Origin of the sequence: uncultured Microbulbifer sp. (assembly GCF_947504145.1) — a bacterium.
GTDB lineage: Bacteria > Pseudomonadota > Gammaproteobacteria > Pseudomonadales > Cellvibrionaceae > Microbulbifer.
In genome coordinates this window covers 168,588-189,559 of the sequence record NZ_CANNGQ010000001.1, presented here as the reverse complement: position 1 = coordinate 189,559, position 20,972 = coordinate 168,588, and the positions used below count along the sequence as shown (strand labels likewise).

Below are 20,972 nucleotides of genomic sequence, written 5' to 3'. Positions count from 1 at the left end.
TAATCTTGCTTCTGGCCGTATCGTATCTCTTCATACCGCGCGGTGACAACGCTGTCAAAAGGTCTTTAAGAACCAGCTCTGCAGGCGCGCCGACAGGTTCGCCTACGGGCAAGGCCCTGCAGGCTACAGGTTAATTACTGGGTGTGAATCTGGCGCAACAAGCCAACCAATCCGACACCCTTGGCCAAGCTCATGTCCCGTTGAACGGCTAGGATGTTCAATACCAGCCGGAGGCCTGCATCCATGACACAACACAAAGCGCCAATTGATCGAACAAATACCCATCAAGTGCTGAATCAGCCCAAACCACTGCAGGGCCACAACCTGTACACCGGGGACACTGCGCTACAGGATGCGGTGCTACGCAACGGTGGCCACTGGGCGGAAGATGACCTGCAGCGCTACGGTGAAGTCTGCGGTCGCCCGGAGTGGATTGAGCGCGGCTTTCAGGCGAATCACCACAAGCCCGAATTCGAGCCCCACGACCGCATAGGCAACCGCATCGACCAGGTGAGTTACCATCCGGCCTACCACCAGCTGATGCAGCTGGCTTTGAGCGAGGGGCTGCACTCTGCCCCCTGGACAGCCCCCAAGCCCGGCGCCCATGTGGTGCGTGCTGCAAAATACTATTTGCACAGCCAGGTGGAAGCCGGCCACGGCTGCCCGATAACCATGACCTTTGCCTCGGTTCCCTCGATCAATCTCACACCGGCATTGGCAAAAGAGTGGCTCCCCAAAATCACCAACCGCGGCTACGACCCGAGCAACCGCCCGCACACCGAGAAAAGCACCGTCACTATCGGTATGGGGATGACCGAAAAACAGGGCGGCTCCGACGTGCGCGCCAACACCACCACGGCCATACCCAGCGGCGATGGCACCTACGAAATCGTAGGGCACAAATGGTTTACCTCCGCCCCGATGTGCGACGCCTTCCTGATGCTGGCGCAGACCGATGCAGGGCTCAGCTGTTTTCTGGTTCCCCGCTGGCGCCCGGACGGCAGTAAAAACCCCATCCAGGTACAGCGGTTGAAAGACAAGGCAGGCAATGTCTCCAATGCCTCCTCGGAAATCGAATTACGCGGCGCTCTCGGTTGGCTTGTGGGTGAAGAAGGTCGCGGTGTGCCGGCAATCATCGAAATGGTTTCGGCCACCCGCTTCGACTGTATGATCGGCTCGTCCGGCGGCCAACGTCAGGCCACTCTCCAGGCGATTTACCACACCAGCCAGCGCAGCGCCTTCGGCAAAACCCTGATCGACCAGCCGCTGATGCAGAATGTGCTTGCGGATTTACAGTTGGAAGTGGAGGGGTCCATCGCAATGACCATGCGCATGGCGCAGGCAATGGATAACCTCGACAACGAGCAGCAGAAGCTATTGATGCGCCTGGGCACAGCGGTGGGCAAATACTGGATCTGCAAACGCACCCCGCACCACGCTTACGAGGCCATGGAGTGCCTTGGCGGCAACGGTGTAATTGAAAACTTCATTACCGCCCGCCTCTACCGCGATGCGCCCATCAACGCAATCTGGGAGGGTTCCGGTAACATTCAGGCGCTGGATGTGCTGCGCGCACTGGCAAAAACACCCGCGGTCCTCACCAACTGGTACGACGAGCTGGCAAAGAGTAAAGGCAGTGATCCACTCTATGACATGGCGGTCGACAATCTGAAAGATGACCTCGGCAACCTCGATAATGCCGAATACCGCGCCCGCCACCTGGTGGATCAGATGGCACTCACCATGCAATCCCACTTATTGATACAGGGCGGCAATAGTGCAGTGGCAGAAGGATTTATCGCCTCGCGGCTAGGCGCGCGAGGCATGGGCAATACGGGAACATTACCGGTGGGTGTGGACGTACAATCCATTATTGAGCGCGGCAACCCGCTGGTTGTTTAGCCGGAAACACGCTCAGTAAAAATTGCCGGAATCACGGGGTAATTCAGGACATCAGGGAACGGATAGGTTCCAGGTCCGGATTACTTTCTGGCAGCGCCAGTTCGCGCCGACGGACTTCCTGAGAAAGTTCCGCGCCCGCTTTTTCCAGAGCGCTCTCGGCGAAATGGGCCAGCTGACTATCGCCGCGTTTATTCTGGCTAAGCTCTGTGAGCGTGCGCAATAACCCACCGTAAACCACAAGTGCCTCATCATAACGGCTCTGGCTGAAATACAGATCCGCAAGGTTCTGGTTACTCACCGCGAGCATTGCAATTGCCGCTTCGTGATCCTGCCACTCGGTAAGTAGTGGAACCGCACGCTGACATGCCGACTGATAAAGTTGCTCTGCATCACTCTCGCGCCCTTCCTGATACGCGCGATTGGCTGAGCTCATGACTGCCTTCCATTGCTCCATAGGACGTCCCTTGGGGTTTCAATGTGCTAGATTGGCGCAAAACGCTTCATTGCGAATGAGAACAACGTATTACAGAAACAATACCAGTTTATCCGCGACCTATGTCAAGCGGAAATTACGCGATATAACTTCGGGAAAACTGCTCCGCCGTCCGTCCGCTGTGGCTGGCACGGAGCATGGCGAACTGTCTGGCGGCGGTGTGGAGTTGCTCGCGGTCGCCGTCAAACTCGTTGAAGTACTGGTCCACCATCTTCAGGTAACTATCCCAGTCGGCGGGGTAGAAACTCAACCAGAGGCCGAAGCGGTCGGCGAGAGACAGGGTCTCCTCAACCACGTCGCCGTGGTGCAGTTCACCATTCACGATTTTTGTCTGCTGATTGTCTGATGCGTTCTCTGGGATCAGGTGACGGCGGTTGGAGGTGGCATACAGGAGGACATTCTCTGGCGGCAGTTCGAGGGAGCCGGCGAGAATGGTTTTCAGCGCTTTGTAACGTCCATCGCCTTTCTCAAACGAAAAATCATCACAAAACAGAATAAAGCGGTAATTGCGCGCATCGCCACTGTCCAACAGGTCGACGATTTCCGGCAGGTCTTCCAGATCCTCGAGGCCGACCTCGACACAACGCAGGCCATCGTCCCCAAAACGGTTCAGCAACCCCTTGATCAGGCTGGACTTGCCGGTACCACGCGCACCCCATAACAGTGTGTGGTTGGCGGGCTCTCCGCGCAAAAATTTTTGCGTGTTTTCCACAAGCTGCAGCTTCTGCTGGTCCACCCCCAGCAGCTGATCCAATTCGATCGGGTCCATGCGCCGCACAGGCTTGAGTATTCCCTGCTTTGCCCGCCAGATTGCGGCGACGTGATTCTTCCAGTCCAGTTTCTGCATGCTACTTGGCTCCTTCATCGAGCTGCAGAAACTACACTGCTGCCGCAGGGCGATCAATCATCACTTAAACTGAGAGATCACTTTTTTGCAGCCGGTTCCGATTTTTTCATCACACGCAGCATGGGCTCATCCGAGCGGAAAATCAGCCCGTGAATTTCCGTGGCATTCTGCCCCTGCAACAACTGCTGCAGAAACTGCACAATCTGTGCTGAAATTTCCTGTCCCGGCACCAGCACCGGAATGCCCGGGGGATAGGGAACAATCTCATCGGCACAGGTACGGCCGACCAGTTTTTTCTCTGCAGCAACGCCATTGTCCATCAACGGCAGTTCTTCGGTATCGGAAAAATACGCATCGGCGGGCAGACACTTGAGCGGTGTCAATTCGGGCAACTGTCGGGGCGAGCCAGGGTGGCTGCGTTTGCGCGGGCTTCGGGCCAGCTGTTTAAGAGCGTGGACCAGGCGCAGCAACTTGCTTTCGGTACTGCCCAGTGTCACCAGCACGGTTATTGTGTTGTAGGTGGTTTTTTCTACCTGAATACCGAACTGATCGAACAATTTTACCTGGATTTCTTTACCGGAATATCCACTACCAGTCACGTCGATCGTGACCTTTGTGGGGTCCAGCCGGATATTGTCTTTCGCCAGTGGCGCCGGCACCAGATCTTCCAGAGTCAGCGCGCGGAACACGCCGGTGGCATCCACTTCCCGGCGCAGTGTCGCAACCATTTGCGCACAGTGCCGCAAGCGGCCGTAGCCTTCCATCACCATCTGTTTGCGCGCCACATCCAGGCTCGCAATCATCAAATACTGCGGGCTGGTGGAGGCGTACATATTCAGGTTTTCGCGGAAACGGAATTCATCAAAGTCCGGATCCTGTACATGGATCATGCTGGCCTGGGAAAAGGCAGACAGCATTTTGTGAGTGCTCTGGGTGACGTAGTCTGCCCCACACTCCAGTGCCGTCGGGCGCAATTCGGTATGGAAGTATCCGTGGGCGTACCAGGCTTCGTCGATCAGCACTTTCACGCCGCGCTCGTGGGCGTATTCGATAATGGGCTTCAGGTCGTAGCGTAGACCGTCGTAGGTGCAGGAGGTGATCACCAGCAGGCCTGCGTCCGGATGCTCATCCAGTGCTTTTTCGATATCCGCGCGACATACAGGGCCGTAAATACCGAACTGGGGATGCAGGGTGGATTTGAGGTACACCGGCTCAATCCGGTTCATGACGATGGCGTGGTGCACAGACTTGTGACAGGCCTGATCCACAATGATTTTACCGCCACCTCCCAGCACTTGCTGGATTACCACTTTGTTGGCAGTGGACGTACCGTTGGTGAGGAAGAACGTCTGCTCGGCGCCAAAGGCCTGGGCGGCGAGATCCTGGGCCTCCTGAATCACCGAGTGGGGCTCCAGCAGGCTATCCAGCACCTGTACCGATACCGACAGGTCGGTATTGAAAACATGCTCGCCCATAAAACGGTAAAAATCCCCTACCCAGGGGCTATTGCGCAGGCTGTCGCCACCGGAGTGCCCGGGGGTGTGCCAGGCATCGCGAGCCGAGAATACGTATTCCTTGAGGGTATCGGCAAAGGGCGTGGAAGCGCGGCGGGCAATAAACGCCTGTACCAGGCGGAACATGTGGTTAAAGTTGCATTCGCGCCGGTCGAACAGTTCGTCAAAGCGTTTGCGCACCGAGGCGGGTGCACCCCCCTGGTCGTTCAGGAAAGAATCCTGCGCCACCAGGAATACATTCAACTGGGCGCGCAGATCGTGCAAACGGTCCGCAAGCTGCTCCGCGTCCTTGAGTTCGTCGGGGCTGCAGCCACCGTCAATAATCAGCGCCTGCAGCTGATCTTCTTCCCGCAGGTATTTCTCCAGCGCACTGGTGGCCACCGCCTCGAAACGCAGCCCAAAAGGGTTCTCGTGCTGCGCGGCGGTAGCGTTGAGGGCGTTCACCCAGCCGCTACTCAAATCGCGATCGTTGCTGACCAGCGCCACTCGACACTCCAGTGGCTGGCGCTGCTCACACAGGTTGCCCAAATCAGGCATTGTCAGTTCCACACCCATAACACTTCTTCTTATCTTTCAGCATAGAAGCCAGATACTAAAGGAGGCAGGCGACATTTAGGTGCACCACCGAAAAATTGGCGATAACCACCACAAATCGGAATCGATACGAAATGAAAATACGGGAAATTGCAGGACTTCAGAACTTTGCGCTCTGAACTTCTCCATTGAACTGCACACAGTGCTGAACCCGTACGCGCTGTACCGGCGAGAGGTCGGCCAGCGGAAAGTAATCGAATGCCGAGTGCTCAGAGGACAGGGTAATATCGCCGCTGCCATGGCCCACCCCATTGGGATTGACGCCACAGGCCTTCAGATGCGCGCGAAAAATAAAGACATGGGAGTTGTAGACTCGGTGGTAATACACGCCACTGAGGTAATCGATCACAATTTCGCGGCCCAACTCTTCCCGGCACTCGCGATACAAGGCTTCGTGAATGGTTTCCCCCAGGTCCAGTGCACCGCCGGGAAGCCCCCAGGTTTTATCCGCGTAAGTGGCGCGCAGTTGCAGCACCTCTCCTTCCTCGTTGGTAATAACCGCGTGCGCGCTCAACTTGTACGTGTCGTCAAATCCCATCCGTGGACCTTGTCTTGATTCCGCTTAAGCGTGGCTCAGTTACCGGTTCCCCGGGCCAGTTCAATACCGATCCCCAGGGTCTGTACCGATTCATCGTAGTCGATCAGGCTCTCACCGTAGCCATTGAAATACTTCACATAGCCACGCACCCGGTTTCCCATGGGGAAGCTCCAGCGCAGCTCCCCCGCGCCCTTGTTATCAGAGCGCAGGTTGTTGCGCACCATGATGGAAATATTATGGTCGCCGCGCTCGATACCGCCCACAAACTCAAAATGCCCGAGGTAAAACTCCAGGTCCGGGTTGTCGTCATCTTCCCTGTCTTCCGGGATGCGATACCAGGGTTTGACGGTGAAATAGACGTCGTCTTTCTCGAAGGCGAAATTGGCGTAAATACGATTCCAGCTGCGCGACAACGGTTCGGTGCGGCCGTTGGACTGATGATTGAATGCGATCTGATTGGCGACATTCTGGAAACCGAAAATGGTCCAGTCGTTCAACCAGGTCATGATCAGCTCCGGCTCGTGATTGGTCTCACGAAAGGGCGCGGAATCATCGGAGTTGTAGGCCTGCCAGAAAGAGCGATTGGTGTAGGCAAAGCTCATGAAAGACGCCTTGCCTAGAAAGCCCCGCCACACGGGCACCTGTACCGATAGCTGGAACTGCACTTCGATCGAATCCAGGTCCAGCTCGTTGTTGACGTCGTAATCTTCCAGTCCACCCTTGTTGGGCTTGGGGTTGTACGTAATCGGCAACAGATAGTTGGTCTTGTGGGACGCCAGCGTAAACGGATTCTGCGACGCATCGCGAATCGCCTGGGCGCGCTCACTGACCTTTACCCCGTCAGTTTCTGCGGACTCCACCTCGGGCACAGAGGCAAACACCGGTGTTTCCTTCACCCGTCGGCCATCGCGAATCACCGACAACTCGCAGCGAATACGCATCTCTTCCAGGGTGATGTTCGCCGGTGCAGTCAACAGTTGTTCGCGCAGACAGTTTTGCTGGCGCCGCTCGTCACTCTGCAAGGAGTCGTCGGTCTGCAGCAGCTCAATTTCTTCATAGGAAGGTGCCGTGGGCTCGGGCTCTTCCGCCGACACGCTCTGCGAAACCAGCACCGCAAGCAACACGAGGATCGCGGCCAACAGGCGCAATAAGCGCAACAACAGGGAATGCGGAAAAAGGGGCAGGGGTAAAAACAAGACTGGCGCTCCTGAATCAGTTCAGTGCGCCAGTTTACATGGTTTTAAGAACCGATAACGTGCGGCCAGTCAGGAGATCGGAGCCGCCCGATCAGCAGAGGGATGTGAGCTCCCGGGCCCATTCCAGGTCCCGCAGACGCACCTGCCACAGGCGACCAGTGCTGCTGGGCCAATCGTAGCCCACCAACAAGCCGCGGGGGTCGACAAAACAATGGGTATCCCGCTCCGCCTCATCACCCTGGTAAGAAAATACCGTGATATCCGCGCCCAGGTCGTGTACCCCCTGGATATTGGCATCGCCGGCCATGATGGTGGCGCGGCGGTGACTTACCCGGGGAGCCAGCAGCTTGCCCCGCTGGGAGGGGTCGACAATGTCCGGCGCTACCACCTCACAGCCAAACTCCATATCACACAAGCGCAGCAGCAACGGCCCCATAAAAATTCGCATCAGCGGGAACAGCAGCCGGTTATGGCCTTCGAGCACGCTCTGCTGCAGGCCATTGGGCCCGGTCCACTCCGCCTCGATAGGATCACCCATATGGGGTGCCCTGCCACCTTCGGGTGCCAGGCGGTAGTGGGCATTAACCTCGTCCACCTCGTCTTTCCACGTAACACGGCACTCGGTCACCAGCCCGGCGTCCATCAGTGCCCGCACTTCAATACCGTGATCCTGCTCGCCTACCAAGCGCCGGCTGATCAGCAACTGCCTGCCCTGTTCATCGCGGCCCAGTTGCCAGTCGTCCTGCACCGGCATGGCTCTGCCATCGCAGCTGTACTCGTAGCGGCCCTGGGCCAGGTTAGCAGTCAATCGCATAAGATTGTCTTCCATGATTTCTCTTAATGCTGAGGGGGAATTTGCCGGTGCAAACGCACAAAATTGATGCATAGTTTTCGCACTCTTGCCTTCAAAAAGTATTGCACAAGTACGCGAATTTGCTGCGGATTTATGACGTTTGTGGGAAATATCGAAGAGCTAATCCGGCCCGCTGCCAGCCGGTGGGGCGGAGTAAATTACGTGGTATTTACAATAGAAATGTTCGCCCCGGGTAATACTGGCTGCACTCCGGTTTACAGGTAGCGCTGCCAGAATTCTGCTTTACCGTATTCTTCATCCAGGGCGTAAGGCTTGAAACCGCACTTGAGGTAAGCGCCCCGTGCGGGCAGGTTTTTTTCCAGCACCTCCAATGTGATTTTGCAGCAACCGCGCTCGCGGGCCACTTCGGCCACCTTCTCCATTATCCGCGTGCACACACCCAGGCCCCGAGCAGAGTCCTTCACCACCACATCGTGGATATTGACCAGCGGTTTGCACATAAATGTGGAGAACCCCATAAAGCAATTCGCCAAGCCCACAGCTTCCTCGCCACGATAAGCCAATACCGTGAAAGCGCCGGGAAATTCCGCCAACCGGCCAAGCAGTTCACGGTGACACAAATCCAACAGAGGCTCACCGCCGCCGTAGGGGTCGCGGGAATAATGATCCATCAACCCCAGTAGATCCGCGCCCTGCCTTTCATCCCGGTAATCGGCAATAACAATTTCCACTTCTGTATCCGCCGGCACCATTTGTAAATTCTCCATACTCGCTTTGTTACCTCAAATTTTTCACACCACTCACTCCGTGGCTTTACCTTCCGGTTTCACTGCTTTCCGCGAGGCCTCCCCCTTGGCAGACAAGGCACTCTGAATGGCAAAAAAACGTCGGTAGTTGCGCACGCGAGCGCGCTGGGCCAACAGCCAGCGCACTTTTTTACGCCGTCGCGTCAGCGCCGCATTGTGCTTGTTGAATCGGCGCGGGCGACGGATTGCTGAATTTCTGAGCCCCATAAGGCCTGTCCCTGTGTGATCCTGTCTCAACAGAAGAGGAATATGTACATTAAATAAGCCAGAACTACGTCGCGGCAGAGTAGCAGAACACACTATCAATTTCAGTCTCACACCCGCTCAAACCGGTCAAAAATTAGACCGCAGCAGCGGTGCACATTGGCGCGCTGCGGTAAAAACGCTATTCTGCGCGGCTATTGTTAACAGCCCCTGAATTCCCATAATAACCGCTCCACAAACCGCCGGAATTAGTGCCTTGTCAAAGCTGAACGATCTGATCGAAAAAAACCGCGCCTGGTCTGAATCCACTCGCCGGGAAAAGCCGGACTTCTTCCTGAAGCTCTCCAAGCAACAATCCCCCGAGTACCTGTGGATCGGCTGCGCCGACAGCCGCGTCCCCGCCAACCAGATCGTCGACCTGCTCCCGGGCGAGCTGTTTGTGCACCGCAACGTGGCCAACGTGGTGGTGCCGTCCGACCTCAACTGCCTGTCAGTCATCCAGTTCGCGGTGGAAGCGCTCAAGGTGAAGCACATCATGGTGGTGGGCCACTACGGCTGCGGCGGGGTGAAGGCGGCACTGGAAAACCAGCGCCTGGGTCTGATCGAAAGCTGGCTGCGCCATATCAAGGATGTGCGCGACAAGCACCACACCCTGATTGAACTCTTCCCGGAAGAAGATCGCGTCGACCTGCTGTGCGAGCTGAATGTGCTGGAGCAGGTCATCCACGTATGCCAAACCACCCCGGTGCGCGATGCCTGGGAAAACGGCCAGGAGCTGTCGGTACACGGCTGGGTCTACGGGCTCTCCAACGGCCTGGTCAACGACCTGCAGATCACCGTGGAAAGCACCGAGCAGATCAACGAGATCTACCACAAGGCACTGACCAGTATTGCCCAACGCACCAAAGGCTGAGCCTAATTCTGTCGTTGTGCAAAATTAGAACCTTAATTTCTTAAGAACCAGAAACAGAACCACCAGAAATAGTTGTACTCAGGGGTCTTCATGTCCGATTTTCGCGTTTGGGAATGCCAGATTTGTGGCTGGATTTACGATGAGGCCAAGGGCTCACCCGATGACGGCATCCCCCCCGGCACCCGCTGGGAAGACATCCCTGACGACTGGGCCTGCCCCGAGTGCGGCGCCACCAAAGACGAGTTTGTCATGCTCGCGGTCGTCGCCGGCAAGGCCGAAAAGAAACAAGCAGCAACTACCTCTTCCCTGGTGCCTGTTGAAAACTCCGCTGCACCCTCCCCCGCGCCAGCAGCGCAATCTGCGAGCAGCCGCATCTGGGAATGCATGGTGTGCGGATGGATCTACAACGAAGCCAAGGGCGCGCCGGAAGAAGGCATTGCCCCTGGTACTCGCTGGGAAGATATTCCGGACGACTGGACCTGCCCCGAATGCGGTGTCGGCAAAGAAGATTTCGACATGGTGCTGGTGAGCCAGCCCCAGACTGTAGAAGCAGAGGTGGCCCCCGCGACAATGCAAACCGCCACTCTCGACGACGTCGACCCCCTGGTGATCATCGGCACTGGCCTCGCGGGCTACCACCTGGCAAAAGAATTCCGCAAGCTGGATCAGCGCACGCCACTGGTCATGATCAGTGCCGACGACGGCACCTTCTACTCCAAGCCCCTGCTGTCCGCGTCCCTCGCCCACGGCAAGACCCCGCAGCAACTGGCCACCGCCAGTGCAGAAGCCATGGCCAAAGAGCTGAACGCCGAAATCCTGGTGCACACGCGGGTCACCCACGTGAACCGGGTAGCTCGTGTACTCAACCTGGTATCCGACAGTGGCGGTATCAGTGCCGAACTGCGCTACGGGCGACTGGTCTTCGCCACCGGCGCCCAATGCGCGCCGTTGCCGCCCATCGAAGGCGACGGCCTTGCGCGCCTGTTCCGGGTCAACAGCCTCGACGACTACCACCGCTTCCGCACCGCACTGACCAATCGCAAGAGCGTACTACTGATCGGCGCCGGGCTGATCGGCTGCGAATTTGCCAATGATCTGGTGCAGGCAGGTTATCAGGTTGAAGTCGTGGATATTCAGCCCTGGCCCCTGGCCAATATGCTGCCGGAAGCCGCCGGCCGGGATCTCCAGCAGACACTGGAACAGGCCGGTGCCCGCTTCCACCTTGGTGCCGGGGTATCGCGCCTCGAGCGCACCGCCACTGGTATCCGTGCACTGCTGGCCAATGGTGACGAAATCGAAGCCGATATCGCCCTCGCCGCCCTGGGGCTTTTGCCCAGCACTGGCCTGGCCGAAAGCGCCGATATCACCACCAACCGCGGTATCGTGACCGATCGACACCTGCAGACCAGCGACAACAACATCTATGCCTTGGGCGACTGCGCAGAAGTCGATGGGCTCAGCCTCTACTACGTCGCCCCACTGACGCAAAGTGCCCGCGCTCTGGCAAAAACCCTCACCGGCAATCCCACGCCCGTGCAGTACGGGTGCCTGCCGGTGGCGGTCAAAACCACCCTGAGGCCAACCGTAGTCTGCCCCCCGCAACCGGGCAGTGCGGGTGAATGGCGAGTCGCCGCCACTACTGATGGTGTAAAAGCAGAATTCCTGGATACCGCCGGCACGCTGCTCGGCTTCGCCCTCACCGGTAGCGCCATCGCCGAACGGGACGCCCTCAGCCATCGCTGCGCGCCGCTGATGGCGCAATAGAAAGAAAACTACGCAAATCGGCCATTTTTCCCGTAAAATGGCCGCCAGCACAAAAATTGACCAGATTTTGATCGAAGTATGACGGCATCCAGCAAACCAGTAACCCCTGTCGAAACCGCCCAGTCACCGGGGGAGTGCAGCCGCGCCCTGCGTGACACTCTGGGCCATTTCGCCACCGGCATCACCGTGGTCACCACCCTCGATGCCAGCGGCCAACCGGTAGGCATGACCGTCAACAGCTTCAACTCCGTCTCTCTGGACCCGGCTTTGATCCTCTGGAGCATCGACCGCAACTCCCTCAGCTACAGCGCGTTTACCGAATGCGAGCGGTTTGTGGTACACGTCCTGAAGGGCGACCAACAGCATGTCTCCAACCTGTTTGCCGGCCGCGGTGCCGACAAATTCGGCCAGGTCAAATGGCACCAGGGCCCGCAAAACATCCCCCAGCTGGATGACTGCGCCGCTCTTTTCCACTGTCGCCGCGCGCAAAATATTGAAGGTGGCGACCACACCATCCTGCTCGGTGAAGTGCTCGAATTCAGCGCCGGCGGCGGCGAGCCCCTCGTCTTCCACCGCGGCCGCTACCGCGCCCTCGCCGGGGAATAACGCCTCCTGTTATAAATCCGCCCACCATATGAACCAATCGTTCTAAAAATTCCGGCGGATTCTCCCCCGGCACATTGTCGCCGTGTCATCTCATAGTCATACTTTTGATACACCCTTGGGAGACCTCCGCCAAAGTGGACGTCGATATGCACACCGCCGACACCCTCTTCTGTTTTGCCCACCGCGGTTACCCCAAGCGCGCCACGGAAAACACCCTGCAGGCCATTACCCATGCCCTCGAATTTGATATCGACGGTATCGAAATCGACGTGTGGAATGTGGGCGGCGAGCTGATCGTCAAACACGATCGCCGCCTCGGCCGCCTGCTCGCCGGGCACGAACTACTCACCGACATAGCCCCCGCTACCCTTCGCCAGATGCTGCTCCCCGGTGGCGAGCAGGTACCCACCCTGCGGGAAGTTCTGGAGCTGGTGGGTAACAACGTACAGTTGAATATCGAACTGAAAGGCCCCAACTGCGCCGCCCTCGCCGCGCAGGAACTGGAATCCTACATTCGCGACAACGGTGCCAGCTACGAACAGTACCTGCTCTCCTCATTCGACCACCGCCAAGTGTACGAATGTCTGAAGCTGATCCCCCACGTGCGCCGCGGCGTACTGATCGACGGTGTGCCCCTTGACCTCGCCGCCTGCGGTGAGCCACTGGAAGCCTACTCCCTGCACCACAGCCTCAACTTCGTCTGCCCGGAAATCATCGCCGACGGCCACAAACGCGGCTTCAAAAGTTACGTCTTCACCGTCAACCACCCGCACGATCTCGCGCTGGTAGCCGCAATGAATGCCGACGGGGTATTCACCGACGAACCGCAATTGATCATGGATTACAACGCCGAGAAAACGGCTGAAGTGATGGCTCAGCAGATTGAGCCGGTGGGGAAGCTTAATCGGGCGGGGTGAGCCCCGCCCCTACTACAAAGCAATTACTTGCGCGCATCCAGCATACCGAGCAACTGATCGACGCTCGGGCGGGTTTTGTAGTCTTTGGACACGTGAGCCCACTCTACAGTGCCATCGGCATCTACCAGGAAGATACCCGGCGCAGCGATTTTGTGGTGATCTTTACCGGACCAGTCTTCCAGCACAATACCGTAGGTCTTGTACTTCTCCGCAGTGGCATCATCAATCTGAACCACCACATCAAACGCCTCATGGGCCTTGAGATCCGGGTCAGACAGCACCGGAAACGGAATCTCATAAGTCGCTTTGGCCATGGCACCGGCATCCGGCTTGTCCGCACTGATCAACACCGGCGTGACCCCTCGCTTCTCAAACTCCGGCCAGGCTTCTGCCAACTGACGGATCTGCACATTACAGTAAGGGCACCAGCCACCGCGGTAAAATACCACCAGGATTGGCGCATTTTCCTTCAACAGACTCTCGAGGGATTTCTCTTTGCCCTTGTGCGTCAATACAGAAAAGTCTGCAGGCTTCTCGCCCGCTTTCAGGCCGGTTTCGACTTTGCCGAGATCGGCATTCTCGGTTTCTGCCAGGTCCGGTAATTTTTCGGGCAAGCGAATATCCTGAGACAACACATTAAAACTGCAAAGAGTCAGTGCAGCGGCGACCAAAAGGTACTTCATAAGTTAAATTCCATATCAGAGTGCATTGACCAAAAGCCAGATCACAACAACATCCTTGATGAACCCAAGGGGAATAGCTAGAAAAAGGCGTTATTCTGATGCTTGAGCCTAACCGAACTGTTACCCACCCAACAAGACCCGCACAAGAAATGAACGGCGTTACCAGAATGCGCAACGCCATTGTTCACAATGACCTGAATCTAGACTGAACTCTCGTGCAGACAGTAACTAAGAAAAATACCTGAAAATTGGCCAGTTCGTCGAACACTGCTGCAAATTACTTCGCGATTCCTGATGCGCTACTGGGGGCTATGGTTCTTGGCCTTCTGATACAACTGATCTTTTAACCGAGCGCGCTGGGTTTTCAGCTCTTTAAAATGATCGTCATCCGTCGCAACGCCCCGCTCTTCCAGGCCGCGGATGGCCTTGTCCAGCTTGTGGTAATCATCGCGATCACTCTTGTACTGAATGCTGTCCTGAACCAGGTGGCGAATGCTATCGGCGAGGTCGGGAAACTCGGTTTCCAGGGTACGGGAGGGAATAGAAGACATTGACTGCAACTCCTGTGACTACTACTTCACCAAACTATTGTAGTCTCCACTCCGGTGCTCCCCCAATAACCCTGACACGCACTCAAAGACAACCCCGCACAGCCGTCAGGCAACTGGCCGAGCTTCGCCTTCCTCTACATCCCCACGTCTATAGTTACCTAAACTCCTGAGTTACCTAAACTCCTGCGGAGCTGGCGAAGGAACCCACAATGAGTGAGCCTCAAACCGAGAGTAGCTATCGTGCACAGCGCAAGCCGAGATCCGCGTTTGCTACTCGCGAAGAGTACCTGGAGCACGAACTGCAAATCATGGCCCCGCGCCGCTGGGCCCCCAATTACCCCTTCCGCGATTACCGATTTGAATGGGAAGACTGGATACCCGCCATGGCCGCTACCATCGGCAAGGTCGTGATGGTGGCCGCCATCGTAGCGGCCTTTGCCACTCCGCTGGGATTGTCAGCCGAGTTTATGACAGAGAACATTCGCTTCGAGATGCTGATCGCCGCAGCGCTGTTCGCGTTCTTCCTTTCAGGGTTCCTGAATCCCACTGCCAACTTGCCGGGCACACACGGACCCTTGATCCCCATGATCCCGCTGGTCGTCGCCTCTGGTGGGCACCCCATGGCGCTGGGAATCATGATCGGGATACTGGGCTTTATATTGGGCATCACCAAGGGAGGGAGTCTGCTGACCAGGCTGACCAGCAACGGCGTGGCTGGTGGCCTGTTGCTATACCTTGGGTTCATCGGTGTAACCAGCCAGGTTGAGCGCCTGTTTGCGTGGGCGGAAAGCTTTGACAAGGGCTATATCGCGTTTGTAGTACTGGTGGCGACGATTGTGATGTACGCCCTGCTGGAGCACATACGCAAACGCTGGCTGGCCATCCCCTTGGGTTGTCTGCTGGCGGGCGTTGTGGCTTTTGCACTCGGCGCACCATTCGAATTTACAACCGAACCGGGCCTGCCAAACATGAATCCGGCGTATTGGTGGGGGGAGACTACCGGTTGGCAGCTGGGCTTGCCGGACTTAAAGGCGTTTCTGGCAGTCACGCCCTTCGCCATTCTGGCGGTTGCCATGTGGTCACCGGACTTCCTGGGTCACCAGGTGTTCCAGAGGCTCAACTACCCGAAAAATACCGACCGGGTAATCATGAATATTGACGACACCATGATTGGCGCGGCTTCCCGGCAAATGGTCGGCAGTGTACTGGGGGGTGCCAACATCACCTCTTCCTGGGGGACATATATCGTACCGGCCGCAATCGCCAAGCGGCCAATCCCAGGTGGCGCCGTGCTAACCGGTATCCTGTGTATCGCCACTGCCGTACTGGGCTACCCGATGGATTTAGCGGTATGGCCGCCGGTGTTGAGTATCGCGCTGATTGTCGGCGTATTCCTGCCGCTGCTGGAAGCCGGCATGCAAATGACACGCAAGGGCAAAACTACGGAATCCGCTGCGGTTGTTATTTTCGCCTCTGCCATCGTCAATCCGGTGTTCGGCTGGTCCCTGACGGTACTCCTGGACAACCTGGGCCTGATTGGCTGCAAAGAGCGCGGGCAGGAACTTGGTCACACTGGCCGCTGGATTATCCCCGGTATTGTCTTCGCCCTGTTGTGCGCCGTCATGCTGGCGATTGGTATGTTTCCGGGGATTCCGGCTATGGTGGAGACTTTCAGGGTTCAATAAACTGCAGACGCGGGCTACGCGCTGGGGAGCACTCTGTCAGAAAGCCAGCCTATTAACCATTTCGCTTATCGAAAAAGGTCACACCTTCCGCCCCTTCGAAATGATCATCGGAATCCATCAATCCGCGCACCACGCATCATGCCCGTTAATTCCACCAATGACCGCAATGGCACCAACCCAATCACGCCGCCTTTAGAAATCACCGTAAACTTTTGCCCTGCCTGAAGCCCAAGCTCTTCACGAACAGACTTTGGAATCCCGAATTGAAACTTACTGGACAAGGTTGCCACAGCCATTCTTACCACCCACTTATCGATATCAATATCGTAAGAATCGAGAGCAAACCCTGAAAGTCCAAGCTTCTTGGCACAGCGAAACCCCTCGATTGAGACCAGGTGGTCACGACGGGTTGACTGAAACGAACATGAGCAGGAGTTCGGTTGCACTGGTCGCTTGATTATCCACGACGCCGTTTTCGACCTCCAATGTAGGTCATATAGCCGCCTTTGGAGGTCAGCTGGCGTTCACTAAAGAAGCCCCCGCGCAGCCTCCACCCTCTCAGACAAAGCAGGGGCCGATAGCGCTCTCCCCTTAATCCTCCGCACCGCCTGGCTCACCGCGCTGTAATGACCCCCTCCAAATACCCGCCCGATTTCTGGCTGCGTCATACCAGCACACTCTTGGCACAGCCACATAGCTACCGCCCGTGCCGGATTGGCTCCAGCTCGCCCCAGTGAAGCACGGAGGTAAAGAGTATTCGCAACCACGCCAAATATACTCGCCACCGCACCCACCACCTCTGAGTGGTCCAGCGCAGAACCTGGAGCCCTCTCCTGCTGTGGTACTTCGGCAGAGAGCGCACCCCGCTTTAGGATCATCTGCTTACGAAACGCTTCATCACCAAGAATCGATGATTGCCGTTCCCGCCGGAAAAATTCCGACAATTCCTCATCTACCCCAAGCTCCACAAACTGGCGATATCCACGGTATCGATCACGGAGACTGAGCGCGTAATAAGTGAAGTCTCTAAAAAGTCAGTCTGGCGCGTCGGATAAGTTTAGATAAGCGGAATAGCTGGACCAGGGGTAATCTTCCAACCGGTCCACCAGTGGCCTTAGCATCTCAATCGAGTTGTGGTGAATATAGGTGGTAACTGTCAGTGTCGACCAGAACTGCCTTATATCGACACGAACAAGGCCCGCCACGGCGCTGCAGTCAGTTCAATCGCAGATTGTTGACCCGTTGATATGCCCCACTTCGCAACAGAAGTTGCGCTTCGGCGTCCGGATTATAAAGTGATAGATATAGGGCTGGATGCCAGTCCGTTGGCACACCTCAGTGGTTATACAAACCCAAAGACCTCACTCTAAACAACCATTGTAAAAAAATAGTCAAGCACAATTTTGGCGGACCCTAAACCTAAACCCTGGGCCGAACCTTACCATTTTCGAGATGGTCATTATTTAACCTGCCCATCGTTAAGCGGAACAATATCACCGAAAGTCAGGTAGCCAAAATTTCTACGCCACCACACTCCGTATATCTACACATTGCCCGACTTAAGCATTTTTTGACCTATCAGTCTGAACGCTTCCGCTTGTACTGAATCTCGGGGCTAATTCTATTGATGGCCCCATAGCCCCTACCGATAGAATTAAGTAAAATAGCCTCTACCGCGAGCTACCTAACATCACCCCAAAATTCAACCAGCATTGCGTACCGACGTGTACCACCAACAGTAGTGCAGTAGTGTCTCTCGCTTCACCATTCATATTATCCGATATTTCAGATAACTAAATTGCCCCAACATGCTGAGCATTAGATGAACTTCTTTATGTTTCTTGCTGTTATATTTATTTCATTAATCATATATTGCTATATAGCTTATCCGGTTGCCCTATGGTTTTCTGCAAATATTTTTGGAAATTCAAAATCTGAAGCTTCCCCAAAAAACAGACTGATGCCAGAAGTTACGCTATTGATCCCCGGGCATAACATTCGTCACCTCATTAATAGAAAAATAAAAAATATCATGAATTTACAGTACGAAGGGAATCTGACCTTTCTATTTGTACTTGACGGATGTAATGACGGGAGCAAAGAGCTTCTTGAGAGCTATCACGATAAAGAAACACCATATCCAATAAAAATATATGCAAGCTCGATAAGAGTGGGAAAGGAAGCTGCGATAGCGAACGCATTAAAAAACGTTTGCTCAGAAGTTTTAGTGTTTAGCGACGCCGATGCAATTCTTGATCTGAACTGTGTAGATGCATTGGTAGAAACATTAATGAAACACGGAATTGGTGCGGTAAGTGGTCGAGAAATTCACCAGAAAATATCTAACAATGGTGCTGGCGAAGGCCAGGGATTATTTTATAAATATGAAGAATTCATAAAAACTCATCTAACAAAAATAGGGTCACTTCCATATGTACAAGGGGGCAACTTTGCCATGCTGAGAAAGTTATATCCTGAAAAAATACCGACTGGTTGCACCCAAGATGGAATTATAGCGTTCGATGTGGTCCTAAAAGGCTACCGGGTTGCATATGAACCAAATGCCGTTTCCCGAGAGGAATACAGCCTTTCCAGCAAAGAAGATTTCTTAAGAAGAGTAAGAACAGTAAATCGAGCTTTATATTCGATTTTATGCCGCCCGAAAATTTTTAATCCAATTAAAACAGGGTGGTATTTCATCCATGTGTTTTCGGGAAGAGTTCTTAGGTGGTTCACCCTTTTCTTTGGGTTTTTTGCAGTTATTTCACTACTGGCCAGCGGTAGCCCGGTAGCTGTGCTTCTCACCATGACGGGGGCGGCGATTTGGATAATATTTTTACTACTGGGATTATTCGCTGAGGAAAAAGGGATCCGAATAAAACTCCCTTATTTTGTATTCTATTTCACGTACATTCACGTTGCCGCAGCAATTGCAGTGTTAAAAGTCATGTTGGGCATAAAAACCACAACCTGGAAACCCAGTCGTTAAATATGTTAGCTAGTCAGGTTGAATTGTGAACGAAAAGTTTATACTGCTATCTTCCCAGCGGACAGGCTCTGCCTTCCTGCAGCAATCGTTAAACTCACACTCAAAAATTCGGTGTGATGGTGAGGTTTTGCTTGGCTATGGCGGCTTGCATAAGAAGTCACCCCCTCATATTTTAAAGAGGTATAGAAGATTACGAACTCTATGGAAGACAGTTGTTAGTGGTGCAGCGATGAACCCGATAAAAACCATGGAAAACAGTTGGGCGCCTAGGTCCAATGAGAGCGCAATGGGGTTTCGGCTGATGTACAACCAAATTGAGAGAGACCCACGTGTCAAGCACTATTTATCAGGGCTGTCTGGAGTCAAGCTAATAACCTTAAAGAGAAGAAATATTTTAAAACAATTCGTTTCTCTTAAGCTAATGCACGATCAAACCAAACACGGTCGTTTTTCCGCACATGTATATGAAAAGCCGGAGACCGTAACGTTGCGAGTGGATCCGAGCGAAGCAGTTTTTTATATCAAAAGGATTCAAACTCAGCGACAAAAATACAAGCAGTTTTTCTCCGGTCTTGAATCGATAGATATAGACTACGAAGAGATGGTTGCCGGGAGTGGTTTGAAACCACAAATTTCAGAGGCGATCTGCGATTTTTTAAATGTAGACAGAAGTTCGCTGATCAGCACCTATGTAAAATCAAACCCTGCGAAACTTGATGAGTTTGTCATCAATTATAAGGAACTGATTGATTTTGTATCTAATTCAGGCTGCGGAGGGGATAGCGACTATGTATAAAGTCTTAACGATTGCGCCTACACCTCCTAAGATTTCTGAAGTGTGGATGACCCGCATAAATGATTTCATCATGCCGGAAAATATGTTCGTTTCCCTTGCATCCTCTATTTTAGATTCTCCAGACTCCCCACATGGTGGAGCTTCACTCTCCCGCACTTTTGGCATGCCAATAAAGCTTCATTTATATCTTTTCTCAAAAGCAATTAAGGCAAGATTGAACCGTATTCTAAGTGAGTCACCCAAGGATACTGTTGTATTTTGCCATTACTTGACAACGGCAGTTTACCTCTGGAAAGAACTTAAAAAGTTTAATAAGAAAATCATAATTCATTGTCACGGTCACGACGTTACTTGGGATAGGCGGATAGAGGGGCTTCCATTTTTTCGTGCCCATGGGTTTTTCTATGTAGCCAGAGCCAAAAAACTTATTGGAAAGGTAACTTTGATTGCGAACTCCACGTGCACGAAAAAAAAGCTTATAGACATCGGATTTCCAGAAGCGGATATAATCGTAAATCACCTTTCTGTTAATACGGACGAACTAAAACCGACTAGAAAACCTGAATCTGATAAAGTAAATATTTTATACTTGGGGCGACTAACAGACTTCAAGGGCCCCATTGAAACCATTAAAGCATTTGAGATAGCAAGGTCAAAGGGGCTGAAGGGTGACTTGCACCTGGTCGGCGGCGGGACATTAAAAAAGGCATGCGCCAAACTTGTAGCAAAGTCTACATTTAAAGAAAGTATTCACTTATATGGATCTGTAGAGCGAGATAGAGCTATGGAGTTTTTTGGCTCAGCCGATATTTTTACTGCCCATAATAAAAAGTCCGAAAAAACTAAACAGGAAGAAGCTTTTGGCGTTTCAATCATTGAAGCAATGTCTTTTGGAATCCCTGTAGTGACAGGTAGAAGCGCTGGTGTTACTGAAACGATAGTGGACAAGAAGACAGGGTTTCTAATCCCTACTGGTGATATTGAAGCGCATGCGAATGCCTTACTACGACTTTGGAGTGACCCAAAACTTCGTATAAAAATGGGTGCCAAAGGCCGCAAAAGAGCTATAGAACATTTCGACTCAAAAAGAGATAAACTGCGACTACGTGCTATTTTGGGGATTTAAGTGATACTCGAAATTTATTTTCAATTTTCAATTG

21 protein-coding genes are annotated in these 20,972 nt (G+C 54.2%); 9 read left to right on the top strand and 12 right to left on the bottom strand.

From position 1 onward, the window contains the following. The first annotated feature begins 243 nt into the window (after positions 1 to 243). A complete protein-coding gene (locus Q1A74_RS00830) occupies positions 244 to 1,902 on the top strand; it encodes an acyl-CoA dehydrogenase family protein (protein ID WP_299591462.1) in 1,659 nt (552 codons plus the stop codon). Positions 1,903 to 1,945: 43 nt separating this feature from the next. On the opposite strand, the gene Q1A74_RS00825 is transcribed toward Q1A74_RS00830, so the two are convergent. The 8 genes from Q1A74_RS00825 to Q1A74_RS00790 form a co-directional block, all read right to left on the bottom strand. Next, positions 1,946 to 2,335 (bottom strand): hypothetical protein, encoded by a 390-nt coding sequence (locus Q1A74_RS00825; protein WP_299591460.1) that lies wholly within the window; start codon positions 2,333 to 2,335, stop codon positions 1,946 to 1,948. A gap of 136 nt (positions 2,336 to 2,471) precedes the next feature. Next, the gene (locus Q1A74_RS00820; protein ID WP_299591458.1) at positions 2,472 to 3,242 is read right to left on the bottom strand and encodes an ATP-binding protein; all 771 of its coding nucleotides are present in this window, start codon (positions 3,240 to 3,242) and stop codon (positions 2,472 to 2,474) included. A 77-nt stretch (positions 3,243 to 3,319) separates the two neighbouring features. Then, a complete protein-coding gene (locus tag Q1A74_RS00815) occupies positions 3,320 to 5,293 on the bottom strand; it encodes an aminotransferase class V-fold PLP-dependent enzyme (RefSeq protein WP_299591456.1) in 1,974 nt (657 codons plus the stop codon). 157 nt (positions 5,294 to 5,450) lie between these two features. Continuing rightward, positions 5,451 to 5,888, bottom strand: coding sequence for an NUDIX domain-containing protein (locus Q1A74_RS00810; protein WP_299591454.1), 438 nt, complete (start codon positions 5,886 to 5,888; stop codon positions 5,451 to 5,453). A gap of 35 nt (positions 5,889 to 5,923) precedes the next feature. After that, positions 5,924 to 7,048, bottom strand: a complete 1,125-nt coding sequence (locus Q1A74_RS00805; RefSeq protein WP_299591452.1) for a phospholipase A — start codon at positions 7,046 to 7,048, stop codon at positions 5,924 to 5,926. Positions 7,049 to 7,175: 127 nt separating this feature from the next. Further along, positions 7,176 to 7,913 (bottom strand): hypothetical protein, encoded by a 738-nt coding sequence (locus tag Q1A74_RS00800; RefSeq protein ID WP_299591450.1) that lies wholly within the window; start codon positions 7,911 to 7,913, stop codon positions 7,176 to 7,178. A gap of 239 nt (positions 7,914 to 8,152) precedes the next feature. Then, positions 8,153 to 8,665 (bottom strand): GNAT family N-acetyltransferase, encoded by a 513-nt coding sequence (locus tag Q1A74_RS00795; RefSeq protein ID WP_299591448.1) that lies wholly within the window; start codon positions 8,663 to 8,665, stop codon positions 8,153 to 8,155. 33 nt (positions 8,666 to 8,698) lie between these two features. After that, positions 8,699 to 8,911, bottom strand: coding sequence for a hypothetical protein (locus Q1A74_RS00790; protein WP_299591446.1), 213 nt, complete (start codon positions 8,909 to 8,911; stop codon positions 8,699 to 8,701). Between the two features lie 253 nt (positions 8,912 to 9,164). Here Q1A74_RS00790 and can point away from each other — a divergent pair, with 253 nt between their 5' ends. The 4 genes from can to Q1A74_RS00770 all read left to right on the top strand — a co-directional run bounded on the left by can (position 9,165) and on the right by Q1A74_RS00770 (position 13,108). Next, complete coding sequence (gene can / locus Q1A74_RS00785) at positions 9,165 to 9,821, top strand: carbonate dehydratase (protein WP_299591444.1); 657 nt, start codon at positions 9,165 to 9,167, stop codon at positions 9,819 to 9,821. Between the two features lie 90 nt (positions 9,822 to 9,911). Then, entirely contained in the window at positions 9,912 to 11,585 is a 1,674-nt protein-coding gene (locus Q1A74_RS00780) for an FAD-dependent oxidoreductase (RefSeq protein ID WP_299591442.1), read from the top strand. 78 nt (positions 11,586 to 11,663) lie between these two features. Next, positions 11,664 to 12,191 carry a flavin reductase family protein gene (locus tag Q1A74_RS00775; protein WP_299591440.1) on the top strand — a complete coding sequence of 176 codons (528 nt, stop codon included), beginning with the start codon at positions 11,664 to 11,666 and terminating at the stop codon, positions 12,189 to 12,191. A gap of 146 nt (positions 12,192 to 12,337) precedes the next feature. Beyond that, positions 12,338 to 13,108: a glycerophosphodiester phosphodiesterase gene (locus Q1A74_RS00770; RefSeq protein ID WP_299591438.1), complete on the top strand. Its 771-nt coding sequence runs from the start codon at positions 12,338 to 12,340 to the stop codon at positions 13,106 to 13,108. A 23-nt stretch (positions 13,109 to 13,131) separates the two neighbouring features. Here the strand turns inward: Q1A74_RS00770 and Q1A74_RS00765 are convergent, their stop codons facing one another. Beyond that, positions 13,132 to 13,791 (bottom strand): peroxiredoxin-like family protein, encoded by a 660-nt coding sequence (locus Q1A74_RS00765; RefSeq protein WP_299591436.1) that lies wholly within the window; start codon positions 13,789 to 13,791, stop codon positions 13,132 to 13,134. Positions 13,792 to 14,090: 299 nt separating this feature from the next. Beyond that, positions 14,091 to 14,342 (bottom strand): YdcH family protein, encoded by a 252-nt coding sequence (locus Q1A74_RS00760; protein WP_299591434.1) that lies wholly within the window; start codon positions 14,340 to 14,342, stop codon positions 14,091 to 14,093. 209 nt (positions 14,343 to 14,551) lie between these two features. On the opposite strand from Q1A74_RS00760, the gene Q1A74_RS00755 reads away from it, so the two are divergent. Next, positions 14,552 to 16,027: a DUF3360 family protein gene (locus Q1A74_RS00755; protein ID WP_299591432.1), complete on the top strand. Its 1,476-nt coding sequence runs from the start codon at positions 14,552 to 14,554 to the stop codon at positions 16,025 to 16,027. A 104-nt stretch (positions 16,028 to 16,131) separates the two neighbouring features. Here Q1A74_RS00755 and Q1A74_RS00750 read toward each other — a convergent pair whose 3' ends face one another. Both Q1A74_RS00750 and Q1A74_RS18410 read right to left on the bottom strand, forming a co-directional pair. Beyond that, positions 16,132 to 16,323, bottom strand: a complete 192-nt coding sequence (locus Q1A74_RS00750) for an AbrB/MazE/SpoVT family DNA-binding domain-containing protein (protein WP_299591430.1) — start codon at positions 16,321 to 16,323, stop codon at positions 16,132 to 16,134. A gap of 231 nt (positions 16,324 to 16,554) precedes the next feature. Continuing rightward, a complete protein-coding gene (locus Q1A74_RS18410) occupies positions 16,555 to 16,905 on the bottom strand; it encodes a helix-turn-helix domain-containing protein (RefSeq protein ID WP_367275362.1) in 351 nt (116 codons plus the stop codon). 944 nt (positions 16,906 to 17,849) lie between these two features. On the opposite strand from Q1A74_RS18410, the gene Q1A74_RS00745 reads away from it, so the two are divergent. The 3 genes from Q1A74_RS00745 to Q1A74_RS00735 are packed head-to-tail and all read left to right on the top strand — an operon-like array spanning position 17,850 to position 20,938. Next, a complete protein-coding gene (locus Q1A74_RS00745; RefSeq protein WP_299591428.1) occupies positions 17,850 to 19,016 on the top strand; it encodes a glycosyltransferase in 1,167 nt (388 codons plus the stop codon). Between the two features lie 25 nt (positions 19,017 to 19,041). Continuing rightward, a complete protein-coding gene (locus tag Q1A74_RS00740) occupies positions 19,042 to 19,812 on the top strand; it encodes a hypothetical protein (protein WP_299591427.1) in 771 nt (256 codons plus the stop codon). Then, complete coding sequence (locus tag Q1A74_RS00735; protein WP_299591425.1) at positions 19,805 to 20,938, top strand: glycosyltransferase family 4 protein; 1,134 nt, start codon at positions 19,805 to 19,807, stop codon at positions 20,936 to 20,938. Before Q1A74_RS00740 ends, Q1A74_RS00735 begins: the two co-directional genes overlap by 8 nt. Positions 20,939 to 20,972: the final 34 nt, after the last annotated feature.